Annotated in this window: 11 protein-coding genes and 10 tRNA genes; 6 read left to right on the top strand and 15 right to left on the bottom strand. The window is 39.8% G+C overall.

What is annotated here, in order from left to right; all coding sequences use genetic code 11:
- Positions 1-102 precede the first annotated feature (102 nt).
- Positions 103-1,593 (top strand): catalase, encoded by a 1,491-nt coding sequence (locus tag ACQKN3_RS11910; protein ID WP_251690468.1) that lies wholly within the window; start codon positions 103-105, stop codon positions 1,591-1,593.
- A gap of 407 nt (positions 1,594-2,000) precedes the next feature.
- On the opposite strand, the gene ACQKN3_RS11905 is transcribed toward ACQKN3_RS11910, so the two are convergent.
- Together ACQKN3_RS11905 and ACQKN3_RS11900 are read right to left on the bottom strand one after the other, a co-directional pair.
- Positions 2,001-2,930, bottom strand: coding sequence for an AEC family transporter (locus tag ACQKN3_RS11905; protein WP_427711687.1), 930 nt, complete (start codon positions 2,928-2,930; stop codon positions 2,001-2,003).
- 159 nt (positions 2,931-3,089) lie between these two features.
- Entirely contained in the window at positions 3,090-5,042 is a 1,953-nt protein-coding gene (locus ACQKN3_RS11900) for an S-layer homology domain-containing protein (RefSeq protein ID WP_427711685.1), read from the bottom strand.
- Positions 5,043-5,181: 139 nt separating this feature from the next.
- Here ACQKN3_RS11900 and ACQKN3_RS11895 point away from each other — a divergent pair, with 139 nt between their 5' ends.
- On the top strand, positions 5,182-6,243 hold the full coding sequence (locus tag ACQKN3_RS11895; protein ID WP_427711683.1) for an S-layer homology domain-containing protein: 1,062 nt from the start codon (positions 5,182-5,184) through the stop codon (positions 6,241-6,243).
- 140 nt (positions 6,244-6,383) lie between these two features.
- A complete protein-coding gene (locus ACQKN3_RS11890; protein ID WP_427711681.1) occupies positions 6,384-8,537 on the top strand; it encodes a leucine-rich repeat protein in 2,154 nt (717 codons plus the stop codon).
- 42 nt (positions 8,538-8,579) lie between these two features.
- Here the strand turns inward: ACQKN3_RS11890 and ACQKN3_RS11885 are convergent, their stop codons facing one another.
- The gene (locus tag ACQKN3_RS11885; RefSeq protein WP_427711679.1) at positions 8,580-9,575 is read right to left on the bottom strand and encodes an MBL fold metallo-hydrolase; all 996 of its coding nucleotides are present in this window, start codon (positions 9,573-9,575) and stop codon (positions 8,580-8,582) included.
- A gap of 127 nt (positions 9,576-9,702) precedes the next feature.
- Positions 9,703-10,212, bottom strand: coding sequence for a DinB family protein (locus ACQKN3_RS11880; protein ID WP_427711677.1), 510 nt, complete (start codon positions 10,210-10,212; stop codon positions 9,703-9,705).
- Between the two features lie 52 nt (positions 10,213-10,264).
- Between ACQKN3_RS11880 and ACQKN3_RS11875 the strand changes: the two genes are divergently transcribed.
- Entirely contained in the window at positions 10,265-11,026 is a 762-nt protein-coding gene (locus ACQKN3_RS11875; protein ID WP_014824986.1) for an IclR family transcriptional regulator, read from the top strand.
- Positions 11,027-11,055: 29 nt separating this feature from the next.
- On the opposite strand, the gene ACQKN3_RS11870 is transcribed toward ACQKN3_RS11875, so the two are convergent.
- The gene (locus ACQKN3_RS11870) at positions 11,056-12,270 is read right to left on the bottom strand and encodes an FAD-dependent monooxygenase (RefSeq protein WP_251690461.1); all 1,215 of its coding nucleotides are present in this window, start codon (positions 12,268-12,270) and stop codon (positions 11,056-11,058) included.
- Positions 12,271-12,509: 239 nt separating this feature from the next.
- Here ACQKN3_RS11870 and ACQKN3_RS11865 point away from each other — a divergent pair, with 239 nt between their 5' ends.
- Together ACQKN3_RS11865 and ACQKN3_RS11860 are read left to right on the top strand one after the other, a co-directional pair.
- Positions 12,510-13,460 (top strand): fumarylacetoacetate hydrolase family protein, encoded by a 951-nt coding sequence (locus ACQKN3_RS11865; protein WP_427711674.1) that lies wholly within the window; start codon positions 12,510-12,512, stop codon positions 13,458-13,460.
- Positions 13,461-13,522: 62 nt separating this feature from the next.
- Positions 13,523-14,647 (top strand): cupin domain-containing protein, encoded by a 1,125-nt coding sequence (locus ACQKN3_RS11860; RefSeq protein WP_008407936.1) that lies wholly within the window; start codon positions 13,523-13,525, stop codon positions 14,645-14,647.
- A 443-nt stretch (positions 14,648-15,090) separates the two neighbouring features.
- Here the strand turns inward: ACQKN3_RS11860 and ACQKN3_RS11855 are convergent.
- From ACQKN3_RS11855 to ACQKN3_RS11810, 10 genes are all read right to left on the bottom strand, one after another.
- Positions 15,091-15,162 (bottom strand) — tRNA-Glu (locus tag ACQKN3_RS11855).
- Between the two features lie 5 nt (positions 15,163-15,167).
- Positions 15,168-15,243 (bottom strand) — tRNA-Asn (locus tag ACQKN3_RS11850).
- A 9-nt stretch (positions 15,244-15,252) separates the two neighbouring features.
- Positions 15,253-15,329: transfer RNA gene (locus tag ACQKN3_RS11845), tRNA-Ile, on the bottom strand.
- A gap of 6 nt (positions 15,330-15,335) precedes the next feature.
- Positions 15,336-15,411: transfer RNA gene (locus ACQKN3_RS11840), tRNA-Phe, on the bottom strand.
- Positions 15,412-15,421: 10 nt separating this feature from the next.
- Positions 15,422-15,497: transfer RNA gene (locus tag ACQKN3_RS11835), tRNA-Asp, on the bottom strand.
- Between the two features lie 26 nt (positions 15,498-15,523).
- A tRNA-Ser gene (locus tag ACQKN3_RS11830) sits at positions 15,524-15,616 on the bottom strand.
- Between the two features lie 19 nt (positions 15,617-15,635).
- Positions 15,636-15,711, bottom strand: a tRNA-Ala gene (locus tag ACQKN3_RS11825).
- Positions 15,712-15,719: 8 nt separating this feature from the next.
- Positions 15,720-15,796, bottom strand: a tRNA-Pro gene (locus ACQKN3_RS11820).
- A gap of 23 nt (positions 15,797-15,819) precedes the next feature.
- Positions 15,820-15,896, bottom strand: a tRNA-Arg gene (locus ACQKN3_RS11815).
- Positions 15,897-15,923: 27 nt separating this feature from the next.
- Positions 15,924-16,012, bottom strand: a tRNA-Leu gene (locus ACQKN3_RS11810).
- Positions 16,013-16,014 lie beyond the last annotated feature (2 nt).

Below are 16,014 nucleotides of genomic sequence, written 5' to 3'. Positions count from 1 at the left end.
AGATTCCTTAAAAAGAATTATTATAATCTAGTAGAAATTATGATTTAGATTTGTTATATTATTTATGAAGAGTTTTTCAAAAAGATTTAGGAGGAAATATACATGACAAACGAACGTTTAACAACAATTACTGGTGCTCCAGTAGTATCGAACGATGATTCGCAAACAGCTGGTCGCCGTGGCCCGATCTTATTACAAGACGTATTCCTAATTGAGAAATTAGCGAATTTTAACCGTGAAGTAATTCCTGAGCGTCGTATGCACGCAAAAGGTTCAGGTGCATTCGGTACATTTACTGTAACTCATGACATCACAAAATATTCAAAAGCAAAAATCTTCTCTGAAGTTGGTAAGAAAACAGAAATGTTCGCACGTTTCTCAACTGTAGCAGGTGAGCGCGGTGCGGCTGATGCTGAGCGTGACATTCGCGGTTTCGCATTAAAATTCTACACTGAAGAGGGTAACTGGGATATGGTTGGTAACAACACACCTGTATTCTTCTTCCGTGATCCATTACACTTCCCGGATTTAAACCACGTTGTTAAGCGTGATCCAAAAACAAACATGCACAACGGTAACTCAAACTGGGATTTCTGGACTTCATTACCTGAAGCATTACATCAAGTAACAATCGTAATGTCTGACCGTGGTATTCCAAACGGCTACCGCAAAATGCACGGATTCGGTTCTCACACTTACTCAATGATCAACGAAGCTGGCGAACGCGTTTACGTGAAATTCCACTTCCGTTCTCAACAAGGTATCGAAAACTTAACAGGTGCAGAAGCTGCTGAAATTATCGGTAAAGACCGTGAATCTTCACAACGTGACCTATTCGAGTCAATCGAAAAAGGCGATTTCCCGAAATGGAAAATGTACATTCAAGTGATGACTGAAGAGCAAGCTCGCAACTCTAAAGACAACCCATTCGATTTAACAAAAGTTTGGTACAAGTCTGAGTACCCACTAATTGAAGTTGGGGAATTCGAATTAAACCGTAACCCGGAAAACTACTTCGCTGATGTTGAGCAAGCTGCATTCGCTCCATCAAATGTTGTACCTGGTATTTCATTCTCACCAGACCGTATGTTGCAAGCTCGTTTATTCGCTTACCAAGATGCAACTCGTTACCGTTTAGGCGTTAACCACCACCAAATTCCTGTAAACACACCAAAATGCCCATTCATGGTATATCACCGTGATGGACAAGGCCGTGCTGACGGAAACCGTGGTGCAGCTATTACTTACTATCCAAATAGCTACGGTGCCCTACAAGGTCAAACACAATATAAAGATCCTGCATTAGCTCTTGATGGTCCAGCTGACATCTACGACTTCCGTGAAGATGACAACAACTACTTCGAGCAACCAGGTAAATTATTCCGTCTTCAAACACCGGAACAGCAACAACGTTTATTTGAAACAACTGCTGCTGAAATGAACGGTGTTGAAGAATTCATCAAACGTCGTCACATTTTACACTGCTACTTAGCTGATCCAGCATATGGTGAAGGTGTAGCGAAGGCAATGGGTCTTTCATTAGATGGTATGGACCTTTCAAACCCATACGCTAATACAGTAAGTATGTACTAAGATTTACTCTATGAATTTAGCTTCTTGCTCAAATTGTTAAATTCAATAGCTTTTCAATAATTTAGTTTTACTAGATTACGAAAGCGTTATTGATATCCAACTATAATCGCTTACAACCGCAAGTATCTGAGGGGATGCTTGCGGTTTTTATATGGAAAAAGGGCTGCCACATAACCCAAAAACCCATTTTTCTCTATGAGAAAAATGGGTTTTTTAGCTGTGCGTAAAATTGATTTCCATTCCGGGACGCTTTCCGCGGGCACGGCCTGAGCCTGTAGTCTCAGGCGTCGGTGCTCCTGTCGCTTCGCTTTCGTCGCAAAATAAATTTTGCTGTTCCCGCTGGAGTCGCCCTTCATTCCAATCAATTTTTAAAAGTAACCGTTTCTTACAAATAGTTTTAACGCTATCTATGCAAATAATATTGTCGATAAATAAATAACAAACGTCACTGTTAAACAGCTGATAATCGTAGAAAACAGTACTGTCTGGGCTGCTGTTGCCGATTCAATATCATACTCAAGTGCCAAGCTCGAACTGTTTCTCGATGTCGGGAATGCACTTGCGATAAATAGCGACTGTGCCACTACCCCGTCTAAGCCCAATGCAAAAATAATAAGAAGTGCTGTTGCCGGGCCGACTATTAACCGTGTAAAGCAGCTGACAAAAATGGTTTTATTGAACATCGAACGCATTTCGATTGTAGAAAGCTGTGCCCCTAATGTAATAAGTGCAACCGCTACAAATCCGTCTGCAATATGTTCAAGTGGAATACTAAACGTTTCCGGAATCGGGACATGAAAGTAATTTAATGCCGCGCCAATAATAAGCGCATGGACAATCGGCATTTTCAAAAAGTCCCGGACAATTGCAATTCCTGATTTTGTTGATGAAATTAAATTATACAAGCCATATGTATACGTCGTCATATTCTGAAAAATAACAAGAATGACTTGTATCGCTACCCCAATTGGCTGGGTCGCGAAAATCATTTGGGCAACCGGAATCCCATAGTTGCCGGAGTTTATAAGTACAACACTGTTTTTAAAAACAGCCGATTCCTTTTTATCAAGTTTTAACAGTTTTGCGAGCAGCTGACTTAACAGCATTTGCGCACCGATAAATAAAATAATAAAAATTGTAATTTGTCCGAGCACACTCATTTCAATGGATGTTTCATAAATATTGATAAACACCGCTGCCGGCATGAAACAGTATGTAATGAGATGGGATAATGCTTTAAGGTTAAACTGAAATTTGCGCTGTAATATGGCACCTATAATAAGCAAAATTAAAATCGGTGCAACAATTTTAAAGAAAATCATCGATAAATAGACCATGCGAAAACTCCTTTTGTGCATGTGTGCTGTAGTTGTTAATTATAGCGTATTTGCAAAGGAATTGTCAGAAGATCTGACAGTTTTTCCGTTTTCAGCTTAGCGATTTTTTTCTTAAAAAAACCTATGATTTCCGGATAGAAAATCATAGGTTTGAGAATTTTATAAGTAATCGATTGCTATTAATGCATTGTAAAATAGTTCAGCAAACTCGCCGCGTGATAATGTTTTCTCAGGATTAAACGGACCTGCCCCATCAACAACCCCAAACAGCTCTAAAATCGCAATGCTTTGACGTGCTTCCAATGTCAGGTTTGTTACATCCGGATAGCTGAAGTTTAACTCATTATACGCCTTTGCCAAATCCTGATTTAAATAGCGGTACATGTTAGCAATAATGGTGGCTGCTTCTTGCTTTGTTAGCGAGACATTAGGTGCGAAACGGCTCGATGTGGCCCCGCTCATGATACCTGCTTCCAATAAACCTTGAACTAGTTTTAACTGCTGGGTATTTGCTATATCCAAATATTTTGATTTAGTGTTACTTGATACATCAAGTGCAGATGCAATCATCACTGCTGCATCGATTTTGCTTACTTGTTTATAGCTTTGAACTAGTCGGCTTTTCGTATTAAATAATATGCCACGCTTTGTCAGCTCTCGAATCGCACGTCCTTGATCATTGTTCGGAATATCCGTGTAAATAACTTGGCTGTTCGATGCTTTAAAAGTACCACCTGTCACTGTGCGGATAATGAATTTTGAGCCATCCACTTTAAATGATGCCGGTGATGTACCGGTTGATAGAACACGTTGAATAACTTGCGAAGTATTCGCTTTTAATTTAGCTACCGGAACATGAACTTCTACTGTACTTTCAAATGTTTTTGCACGGTTTCCATCAGTAAATTGGATGTGCAGCTGATTATTCGAAACATTTACAGAAACGCCAACAGTAGCTGCAGAAGACTGAATTTCAGATGTAGGAATAACGATTTCAATATCTCCGGCTTTTAAACGCATATTCCGGTCTGCGATGTTTTTTACTTGAGAAGCGGTAATCTGTGTTGTATATTGCCCATTTTGGTATGTCATTGTTTCATATTGAGACCAGTTTGCCGTTTTTGGAATCGTTGTTGCCACTGTACTTGCGGAATCGTCCGGAATGTAAAGCGGGTCGTATGCCGGCTTATCAATGACTACTCCGCCTGGCTTTATTTCATGAATATAATCAGGGTAATACGTATAAACAAGTTCAATATAATGCGGATCTCTCCACATAGTTTCAAGGCGGACAAGCTTTTCCAACGCTGTTACATGTCTCTTCGCTTCCGCCGATAATTTGTTGTAAAGGGAACGAGCTCTCGCAATTTCCTGTGTCGTCGAGCTGCGGCTAATATCGTTCATGTATACATCAAATGCATTGGCATCAAGCTTTGCCTGCTTCACAACCGTATTTTGATAAATAATATAATTCTCGCCATCAATTAAAATATTGAGGTTTGTTACAAACGACTTCGCAAAATCACTCAATGAATTGTACGCCAGCCGAATACTCTTGATCTGAGCTTCGGTATATTTTGTTTTATCGATACGTTTAATGCGATCCATCACGACTTTTGCTTCTTTTTCAGCTTGGCCCTTTTGCACAGCTAAAAGGCTTTCAAAGTATTCCAGGTTTGTAACTACTCGCTCATCCACTAGCTTTTTTGCCTCGCTATTTAATGCATCGTAAGCTTTTCGGGCTGCACTAATCTCAGCAGGCGTTGGCTCATCGTTGAATGTTTGAATCATTTCAGTAACTTTTTCGGCGGCGATACGATTGGCGATTTGCGCTTCCTTCTTCTTCAAGTCTTCCAAAAGTACTTCCACTTTGCCGAAGTTATTAATTTGTTGGCGTAATTCCAGCGAAAGATTGTTATAAGCTTCCTGAACTTTTTCTAGTTCCAGTCTAGTCGAGTTTGTATTCAATCCATCTATCACTTTATTAATATCTACAGGTGTTGCCAGAGAATCGCCCAACATTTCGGTTTGCTCCGCCTCTACTTCCCCCATCATGCCAACACTTACTGGGACTGCAACTAAAGCAGCTAGCATTAACTTCGATTTATTCATATGTATCACTACCTATCTCATTTTATATACCGTATTTATTATATCGGCTCTTATCCCATATTTTAGAATATAAAGTAAGTGGAATTCAGAGAAAGTCATGTTAAAGTAAAATTAATCCAATTATAAAGGAGGCTTTTTTATGAAACGCTTCTACTTAGCATTTATTTCTATTATTTTAGGGCTATCTTTTTTTACTTTTCCGGCTAACTCATTGGCAGCAAAGCAAGTGTTTAAAGATGTTCCATCAGACCATTATGCGTATGATGCGATTAAATGGGCATATGATTTCAATATTATAAACGGCTATGCTAACGGTACATTCCGTCCAAACCAACCGGTCACAGAACAACAATTTGCTCAAATTTTAGTTAGCTATTTTGATTTGGAACCTGTCTCGGAAGAACTGGATAAGTTCACAAAGAAAGAGATTCCATCCGATGCAAACTATAATACGCTTGCCGCCTATCAAGTACCTTTAAACGGCTATTTCCATAACAGTATTCGAGGTGCAGCTGTAAAACGGGGAACTGTTGCACAGGCGATTGCCTATATAGCGGATGGACAAACGACTTTAAATAAAGCAATCCGTTTTTTACTCGATCATCATATTTCTAACGGACAAAATGCAAAGTATGAGCAAACTAATTTACAGCGCTTTTTCGGTACAACAAATAATTTAACGCGTGCACAGCTTGTTCTATTTTTTTATAACATGCAAAATAAAAACTACTTTTATCGTTCTGACATAGCAGAAGAAAGCTTTGCTAGTAATAGCCCTCTTTATCAGCGTGCTACCTCAGCCCGCAATATGTTAGATCGCTCATTACGCGCAGGTGCAAACTGGTCCCCTGCTGCCGACAAGAAGCCAAATAAAACTTGGGACGGCGAGTATACGTATTTTCATACTTACGGGAAAGGCGACTTGGATTCAAAGGGGCGTGTATTAACAATCTCTAATAGTACGAAAACCGGTTTCCAATTGACCTATTATACGTATGACGGCTGGGCATCCGGCACTATTGAAGGAACAGCGACATTCACAACCGATACAAAAGCGCGGTTATCCAAAACAGCGGATGGTGACCGTTGTGTTATTGAATTCGAACGGCTTACTAATAAGACAATTAAAACAACCGAGTTTTATTGTGAAGCCGGCCGTGATCAAGGAACGACATATAGTGGAACGCTCACTTTAGAGTAGCAAAAAGGTTCTTGTCTAATAAGGTGGCAGGAACCTTTTTAAGTTTTAATTTACCTCTAAAAGATATTTATTTATTTTGAAACTTATTTCCAAATAATCCGTCTGTACGTTAATTCCAAAATAAAGAAAGGATTTAACCTATGAAAAAAATCATTATTACCTGTGCGTTAATGCTCGTTTCTATTATCGGATTTTGCAGTTCTGCAACTGCTGCACCATATGAGACATACAAAAATTTTCATTATGTAATTTTTACAGCTGAAAATGGAAAACAAGAGGTACGAATTATTGGCTCTTCTGCACCAAAAAATTTAACTATTCCCGAAACAATCGCCGGCTTTCCTGTAACGGAAATTGCGGATAATGCTTTTGCGATTGATACAGAATGGTTTAATTATGATGCGCCTGATTATGAAGAGAGAATCGTCCATACCGTTAGTTTTCCCAAAACGTTGAAACGAATCGGTGATGGAGCATTTACAAATAACTCCCTTCAAAACGTTACATTACCAGCCGGACTTGAAGAAATCGGGACAGAAGCCTTTATGGGGAATTCCATTTCATTCCTTACTGTTCCGGATTCCGTCACATCAATTGGTGCATCAATCGTCGGCACTCTATACAGCGATCGTAATGTAGAGGTGATTTTACCTGCTCATTTACAAAGTAATCAAGACTACCAATATGAAAATTTATATTATGCCTTTACCGAACATAACGGAAAACAGGAAATTAAAATTACCGGCTTTGATGAAAACGCAGGGGCTGAGTCATTCAATATTCCGGCTGCCATCAACGGCATTCCCGTTAAAGAAATCGCACCATTTGCCTTTACAACTAAACACTCCATCGTTTCAGCTACTGACAAAGCATTGAATAAAAAGCCATTTAGTGTAACACTACCAAATACAATTCGTGTTATCGGACCCTATGCATTTGCATCCGTTAATTACGATAAAAATATGCCGCTTCAACTTCCTGCTAGTGTGGAAGTAATCGGCAACAATGCGTTCAGCTTCAGTGAAAACATATTTGGAGGGAAAACTCTTGTCTTACCGAACAACTTGAAAACAATTGGTAAGGAAGCATTCAGCAATAATAAAATTGCCGGCGTCTCGATCCCAGACTCTGTTACGCACCTTGGCAAAAAAGCCTTTTACGCAAACCGCTTGTCACAAGTAAAAGTCGGCAAAGGGATTAAAACCATTCCAGACTTCGCTTTTGCGAACAATGGCATCACAAGTTTAACTTTACCGAATACATTAAAGACAATTGGCCACAGTGCATTCCAGTACAATAAGCTGCCGCGCCTATCATTACCGAACAGCGTAACAAATATAGGACAGTATGCATTTGACTTTAATAGTTTGACTGCATTAACGTTGTCAGATGGATTAAAAACTATTTCGGCCAATGCATTTGCGAACAATAAACTAACAGATGTAACAATTCCAAAATCTGTCGTGGCCATTGAAAGATTCGCTTTTCATACAAATAAACTTAAATCTGTGAAATTCCCGGCAACATTAAAGCTAATTGGTGACCAAGCTTTTGAAACAAACGAATTAACATCGCTAACACTCCCGGAAAATGTGCAAAGTATTAAGTACGGAGCCTTTAGCGATAATAAATTAACTAAAATCACCATTCCGTCAAAACTAACTGTGATTGAAAGCTTTGTATTTGCGGATAATAATTTAACTAAAGTGACGATTCCTAAAAACATTAAAGTTGTCGAACAATATGCATTCATAGAAAATGCTTTAACATCTGTTTCATTAAAATACGGGTTAACATCAATTGGCCAGCATGCCTTTGATATGAACAGGTTAACTTCCCTCGTCATACCGGACAGTGTAACAGCGATGGGACCGTATGTATTTGCTAATAACAAATTAAAATCAGTCCAAATTTCTAAAAATATAAAAGTATTGAAAGAAGCTGCGTTTGCGAACAATGCGCTAAGCTCGGTTTCGATTCCTTCTAAAGTAACGACAATCAGCAATGGTGCGTTTTTCAATAATAAGCTAACAAAGCTGACAGTGCCTGCAAATGTCCAGTCATTAGAGTTCAGTTCAGTGCTTATGAACCCGCTGAAAACCATTACATTACAAGGTAAGAAAACAACGATTATTAAATCCGCCGACATTAATAAAGCATCTGCTAAATATGAATTTGGTATCAATACAAAACTGCTGAACAATCTTTATACAACGAGTAAGTATACAAAAGCTTTCGCAAAATGGAATCAACCTCAAACGACTCCGACGACACTTTATGTGAGATGGAAATAATACGCTATAACAAAAACAGCTGCCTCTCCCGGGCAGCTGTTTTCATTGATCAATCAAACTTGTAACTGAAAAACACCAATCCCCGCCCCGCAACTCACGCACAATTAAACCGCGCTGTTCTGCCAGGAGCGTTAATCCGATAATTTCAGAAATTACAAATGTAAAATACTTCGCAAAACGGGCACCATAGATTGCTTCTCCTAATTGTTTCACCGTATGATGTCCTTCACTAATTTTGGATACAACCTTTTGCAGCTTGTATTCTATTTTACTTAAGCTTTTATCCATCACTTCATTCAAGTTTTCATAAACCTCTTTATGCCCGGCAAATACGGTGCTCACATTGTATGCTTTCATTTTCTCAATCGAGTCTATATATTGGTTAATCGGATTCGTTACGTTTCCTAATTGGTCATGATCGATTAAAGCACTTGTCATGCCATTAGCCAACAAAAAGTCCCCCGCAAATAGCCAGCCCGTCTCCTCATCAAATAAACTGATTGAATCCGGGGAATGCCCAGGAGTGGCCACTACACGTAACCCTCCGATTTCTTGCCCGTCTTCCAGTTTCATAATCGATGGATAGATCATCAACTGTTCTTTATTTTGAAGGTTATTCTCCATTTTTGCCATTCGTTCACGTCCAAATTCTGGTACCCCGTATTGCTCATACAAATCATAGTAAAAGCTAAGCTTCTGCTGTAAATAATCATGCTCACACTTCAAACGAGGAATGGCAATTTCACTGGCATAGACAGGAATCGGGTAATCATTCGTTATTTGATTTACTACCCCGATATGATCATTATGAAAATGAGTTAAAATAATACCGGTAAATTGATTAATTTCTATATTATATTCTTTCAATTTCCTATAAAAAAACTGCTCAAATTCCTCATTTTTAATGCCCGCATCGATTAATGTATAATCTTCTCCATTTTGGTAGACATAACAGTTAATACTCCCCAATCCACTATAGTCAGAAGGGAAAATAATCGGATAGACTGCTTTATTCCCTGTTTTTATTATTGCATCCACTTTTCCACCTGCTTCCACTGTTTTATACGCAGAAAGGGCATGCCCCGAAATTCATTCCAGACAGCCCCTCTATTGTATCTTTATAATACCTTACTATACGCACATCAAACAGTGGATACTTCCATTATTACTCTACCTTTTGCGGCTGTACCAATTCTAAATGGCGCTGCATTTGCCCTACGTGACTTTCAGTATGCAAAATAATTAGATGGTTGATTAAAAATGATAACGGCTTGCCATCAAAATTCGGGTTGTAGCTAGGTGCAGTTTTTTCTAAATCTTCCTGTTGCACTTTTGCAAAGCTTTTGTTCACTAGAGGAATGAGCGCATTTAGCCTTTCAATCGCATCTTCCTTTGAAACAGTCGCTACATAATTTTCATCTACCGCTGCCAAACGACGGACATGTTCATGGTTGCGCCCCCATTTTGCACCTGGTACGACTAATAGTGCTTCTAAATCGGCTACCCAAAACTCGATTGCTTCAATAATATGTGTAGCGATTTGCATCACCGACCATTTTTCTTCGGATGGCTTTTTATACAGAACATCCGCCTCTGTTATACTTATTAAATCAACCATATTCTCGATGCTTTTCTCGAAACTTTCAAACTTCTTTTCCATAACATTAGTTTTCATGATATAATCTCCTTATTTTGAATGACTTTTTAAGAAAGGTGAATAGAATACTATGTCAAGCAGTACTACAATCGGATCATTAGCATTAGGTATTCAAATTATCGATGTCGTTGCGCAAAGCGACCACCCACTACGTTTTTCCGATATTCAGGAACAAACAGGCATTTCTAAAAGTAATCTCTATAAATATTTAAATACACTTATCCAGTTAGATTTGCTTTATCGTGATCAAAAGACCGGTAGCTATTCACTCGGCTATAAATTTTTGGAATACGGGAATGCTGCCATGCAAAACGACGATTTTATCGAACGCCTTACACCCTATTTTAAAGAACTTAGCAATCTCACAAATATGACGACTTTGCTATCGCTTTGGGTAAATGATTCCCCGGTTATCACAAATATTTGGAATACGAATTTTGGCTTAAGTATCGGTGCGCAAGTCGGTACGAAACTGCCGATTAATTCATCTACAGGAAAAATTTTTGCGGCCTATGCTAATTCCTTGGAAATTACGAACTGGATTGAAGCTCAGCAAAATGAACTTGCCAATTTTGATGTTGCGGCTTTTCAACGCGAGCTGAAAGGAATTCGCAAAAACGGGTTTTCGTTTGCACATGAGCCTCTTGTCCGTCATGTTTCCTCTATCGGTTTACCAATACTCAATTACAAAAATGAGCTTGTCGGTGCCATCACAGTTGTTGGCTTTGAAGAGGACGTTCCTACAGATACTTCATCTGAAATGATGCAGCAAATTATTGATATGAGTAAAGAAATGTCAACTGTATATGGCTTTAAAGAGAAAGGGAACTAATCCCCTTTCTCTTTTTAATTTTCCCTTATTCAGCTCTTAACTTCACTTTTGCGTGTGTTGAAGTAATTATATAAAAAGTCTGCTACATCATAGTTTGTTTCCTTGTGACTGCCGAATAAATGATCACGTAATAACACAAGCGCACGGTCAAGGTCGTCAGCTGTATTTGCGTGAATAATTTCACCCCAGCGACGCGCTGAATTTTGTACCATTGCTGTGCGCGGCTGGCGCTCTTTCTGGTAGCGTAGAAATGCTTCATTGTATGTTGCTTCATTTTCCAGAGCTTCGCCTAATACATATGCATCTTCAAGTGCCTGAGCACCGCCTTGTGCTAAATATTGAAGCATTGGATGAGCCGCGTCTCCCAATAGTGTTACATTTTCATCTGTCCAGTTTTCAATTGGAAGACGGTGGAACATCGGCCAGCGGAATTGAGTCGAAATATATTTTAACGCACGCTCTACATCCGGATGTGCACCTTCAAAGCGTTGTTGCATTTCTTCCGGTGTACCCCAATCGCCTTCCGGTTTATAGTCATATGTTTTGAACACAACGACTTGATTATATAACTCGCCGCGACGAACAGGATATTGTACTAAATGTAAGTTCGGTCCAATCCACATAATAACATCATCCATTGCAATATCACCTTCAGCAGTAATCTCTTCAATCGGTAATGTCCCACGGTATGCCACATACTCTGAACAGATCATTTCATCTTGAGAAAATAGCTTACGTACATTTGATTTAATACCATCTGCCCCGATTGCTGCTTCTGCTGTATAGGACTCACCACGTTGGTTTGTAATCGTTACTTGACCTGGCGTTTGTGATACTGTTTGGATTTGCTCATCGTTTTTAAATGAAATACGGTTATTTTTCAAACATGCTTCATATAAAACACGGTGTAGATCCGAGCGGTGCAATACAACGTACGGCTGCTTGAAACGCTCCTGGAAACCGTCAGTCAAATCAAGTACAGCTAATTCCTTTGCCGTATAAATATCTTTTAGCACTAAGCGCTTCGGCACGACCGCTACATTCAATATTTCTTCTTTAACACCTAATTGGTCCAATACATGCAGTGCGTTAGGTGCTAATTGGATACCTGCTCCTATTTCTCCGAATGCAGGTGCTTGTTCTAATACTGCTACCGTTTTATCTGTGCGTTGTACTATTGAAAGCGCTGTCGCTAAACCGCCAATTCCCCCACCAACTACAATTACATCACTAATATTTGTCATATCATTACCTCCGATTCTATAAATAGAGAACTTTGTTTACTTATAATGAAAATGTAACGTAAAAGAGAAACATTTGTCAATAATATTTCTAAATTTACTGATAATTAATTGATTTTAATAGGTCCTAAATCACTTATTTAAAAGATTTTTCTGAAAAATATTGACTTTACTACCTAAAGTACTTTATATTTTCTTTAAATAGAGAACTTTGTATTCTATTTCGATAAAGGGGGATAACTATGAAATTAGTCAACTATACAGTGAACGGTATTACACGTGCTGGAGCGATTGTGAAGGAACAAGTAATCGATTTAAACCATGCTTTTGAAGCAAAACTTCAAGCAGAAGGTGAATACCGCTATAAGGAGATTGCCCATGCTTATGTGCCGGCAACTACAGATGGTATTTATGAAGGCGGGAAAAAATCTATTGAATTGGCGCAACAAGCTGTCGACTTCATTTTAGAGAATCCAAATGCTTCTATTACAAAAGCGGTTTTTGATCGTAACGAAGTACATGTTGGAGCACCAGTATTAAATCCAGGAAAGATCATTTGTGTAGGTCACAATTACCGTGAGCATATTCTGGAAATGGGCCGTGAGTTACCAACACATCCAGTTATTTTCGCTAAATTTGCAAATACACTATTAGGGCCTGATGATGATATTCCATTCTATCCGATTTCTGAACAGCTTGATTATGAAGCAGAGTTTACATTTGTTATTGGTAAACAAGCCCGTAATGTTTCAGAAGAAGACGCCCTGGATTACGTAGCCGGCTATACAATTACGAACGATGTGACTTATCGTGATATCCAACGTCGTACATTACAATGGCTGCAAGGTAAAACAGTAGACGGTTCTGCACCGATGGGACCTTATTTATTAACAGCTGATGAATTACCGGATCCATCAGGGTTATCTGTTGTATTGACAGTGAATGGCGAAGTACGCCAGCAAACGAACACAGCTAACTTAGTATTTTCTGTACAAAAGCTAGTTGCTTTCCTTTCTAACTTAATGACATTAGAGCCGGGTGATGTAATTTTAACAGGTACTCCAGGTGGTGTTGGGGTTGCAATGAATCCTCCGACTTTCTTGAAAGACGGCGATGTTGTCCGTATTGAAATTGATAAAGTTGGCGCATTGGAAAATAAAGTGGCTGCTGCAAACGTTCCTGTAGGTGTATAACATTTCAGGACGGTAAACGGTTTTCTTTTTGCAAACAATTACTATTAAAGGAGTGAAGATGTATGGCAGGAGTATCAGAAGAAGTAAAAGAGTTTATGAAAAGTGACACGGTAAAGGATTTTACGAAAGACATTGAACAATATCATTTAGGTCCACTTTGGGAAGCCATTCCGGAAATTATGAATCATACACCAAAGCCACAAGCACAAGCTTACCTTTGGAGTGATGAACTAATTAAAAAGAAAATGGGCGAAGCAGCACAAATCTTTACACCAGATCGTGGTGGAGAACGTCGTGCAATCTATTTCCAAAATCCAGGATTAACATATCGTCAGCCATGGGGTTGGGCATCTACTACACAAACGATTTACGTAGCGGTACAAATGCTGTTACCGGGTGAAAAAGCCCCATCTCACCGTCACTCTCAATCAGCATTGCGCTTTATTTCTGAAGGACAAGGCGCCTACACAATCGTACAAGGCGAACGTATTTTCATGGAGGAAGGCGACTTTTTAATTACACCTAAAGGTTTATGGCACGGGCATGAACACGTTGGCGATGAGCCGATGTTATGGACAGACGCGCTGGATATCCCGACTTTATACGGAATCGGCGGTACTTTCTTCGATCCTTATGAAGGCGGTTTACAAGAGCCGAATATTCCGGATAACTTCACGGAAAAGCGTTATCGTGGAGGAATGGTACGCCCTGTCGGAGATGACAAGTATACAGTAGCACCACTTGCCAACTATAAATGGGATCGTACGGTTGAAGGAATTAAAGGCTTAATGTCATTTGATCCGGACCCGCATCATGGTTTTGCTGTTGAATATATTAATCCTTCTACAGGTAAAGCAGCCAACCCGACATTAGGTACACGTATGCAGCACTTACCAGCTGGCATGCATACAAAGGCTTTACGCCACACGCACTCTACTGTTTATCAGGTGCATAGAGGTGAAGGCTATACAGTAATTAACGGTACACGCTTTGACTGGAAGAAAGGCGATTACTTTGTTGTTCCAAACTGGGCTTGGTATGAGCACTATGCTTCCAAAGATTCCTACTTATTCTCTGTAAACGATATTCCGATTATGGATCGTTTTGAACTAGAGATTGAGCAAGCATATGAATCAAATAATGGTCATCAGGAAGTGACCGGCGAATTTAAAGCAGCATTCCGTTAATATAGAATATCTAACAATGCTATCCTTTTTATTGAACATTACAAATTAGTGTAACAATTGAACTTTGAACATGTTTTCAACTATCCCTTTTTATAAAGATTTATTAAACATGGTATCCTAAAACAAAAAAGCATCCTACAATAATCAATCGTCCATGCCGAAAGCGATTGTCTGTAGGATGTTTTTTATTGGCATTTAAATTTGTAGCTGTGATATAATCTGTCATTTGCAGTTGCATCAGTAAATTGTAAGGACTATTAGTTAACGATCATTTTGACAACAGTCCTCCCTTACTTGTTAGTAGGAGCGTACAAATACGTTTGTCTGATGCTTTCTTTAGCTTGGACTTAGAAGAAAATATACTATATAGTAGAAATATAATTTTTACATGAAAACAAAAAACACATTGCAAAATCTGCAATGTGTTTTCTTTCAAGTGTATATGACCCGTACGGGATTCGAACCCGTGTTACCGCCGTGAAAGGGCGGTGTCTTAACCACTTGACCAACGGGCCAATATTGGCTCCGAAGGCAGGACTCGAACCTGCGACCTGCCGGTTAACAGCCGGATGCTCTACCAACTGAGCTACTTCGGAATAAAACTATGGTGGGCCTAAATGGACTCGAACCATCGACCTCACGCTTATCAGGCGTGCGCTCTAACCAGCTGAGCTATAGGCCCATAATATGGTGGGTTTGGACGGAATCGAACCGCCGACACTTAGAGCTTCAATCTAATGCTCTACCAACTGAGCTACAAACCCATAAAAAAAATGGCGGTCCCGACCGGGATCGAACCGGCGATCTCCTGCGTGACAGGCAGGCATGTTAACCGCTACACCACGGGACCAACATCTAAAGTAAAAATATTAAAAATGGAGGAGGTAGAGGGATTCGAACCCCCGCGCGGTGTTACCCGCCTGTCGGTTTTCAAGACCGATCCCTTCAGCCAGACTTGGGTATACCTCCAAAAGGAATAAAATATAAATGGTGGAGCCTAGCGGGATCGAACCGCTGACCTCCTGCGTGCAAGGCAGGCGCTCTCCCAGCTGAGCTAAGGCCCCATTAATAATGGTCGGAATGACAGGATTCGAACCTACGACCCCTTGGTCCCAAACCAAGTGCTCTACCAAGCTGAGCTACATTCCGAATATGTCAGTAAAAATATATTATGGCGCGCCCGGCAGGAGTCGAACCCACAACCTTCTGATCCGTAGTCAGACGCTCTATCCAATTGAGCTACGGGCGCGCATTATTAGAGATAAGATTTATAAAATGGTGCCGAGGGCCGGAATCGAACCGGCACGGTGATCACTCACCGCAGGATTTTAAGTCCTGTGCGTCTGCCAGTTCCGCCACCCCGGCAT

The organism is Solibacillus sp. NPDC093137 (assembly GCF_050280445.1).
In the GTDB taxonomy this organism is placed as follows: domain Bacteria; phylum Bacillota; class Bacilli; order Bacillales_A; family Planococcaceae; genus Solibacillus; species Solibacillus isronensis_B.
Note: the sequence above shows the minus strand (reverse complement) of the source record. Positions and strands in the feature narration are given on the sequence as shown.

Coding starts and splice junctions, on each gene's coding strand:
- ACQKN3_RS11905 (WP_427711687.1), bottom strand. CDS start 2,930: ATGGTCTATTTATCGATGATTTTCTTTAAAATTGTTGCACCGATTTTA.
- ACQKN3_RS11890 (WP_427711681.1), top strand. CDS start 6,384: ATGAAAAAAATCATTATTACCTGTGCGTTAATGCTCGTTTCTATTATC.
- ACQKN3_RS11865 (WP_427711674.1), top strand. CDS start 12,510: ATGAAATTAGTCAACTATACAGTGAACGGTATTACACGTGCTGGAGCG.
- ACQKN3_RS11880 (WP_427711677.1), bottom strand. CDS start 10,212: ATGAAAACTAATGTTATGGAAAAGAAGTTTGAAAGTTTCGAGAAAAGC.
- ACQKN3_RS11860 (WP_008407936.1), top strand. CDS start 13,523: ATGGCAGGAGTATCAGAAGAAGTAAAAGAGTTTATGAAAAGTGACACG.
- ACQKN3_RS11895 (WP_427711683.1), top strand. CDS start 5,182: ATGAAACGCTTCTACTTAGCATTTATTTCTATTATTTTAGGGCTATCT.
- ACQKN3_RS11875 (WP_014824986.1), top strand. CDS start 10,265: ATGTCAAGCAGTACTACAATCGGATCATTAGCATTAGGTATTCAAATT.
- ACQKN3_RS11870 (WP_251690461.1), bottom strand. CDS start 12,270: ATGACAAATATTAGTGATGTAATTGTAGTTGGTGGGGGAATTGGCGGT.
- ACQKN3_RS11910 (WP_251690468.1), top strand. CDS start 103: ATGACAAACGAACGTTTAACAACAATTACTGGTGCTCCAGTAGTATCG.
- ACQKN3_RS11900 (WP_427711685.1), bottom strand. CDS start 5,042: ATGAATAAATCGAAGTTAATGCTAGCTGCTTTAGTTGCAGTCCCAGTA.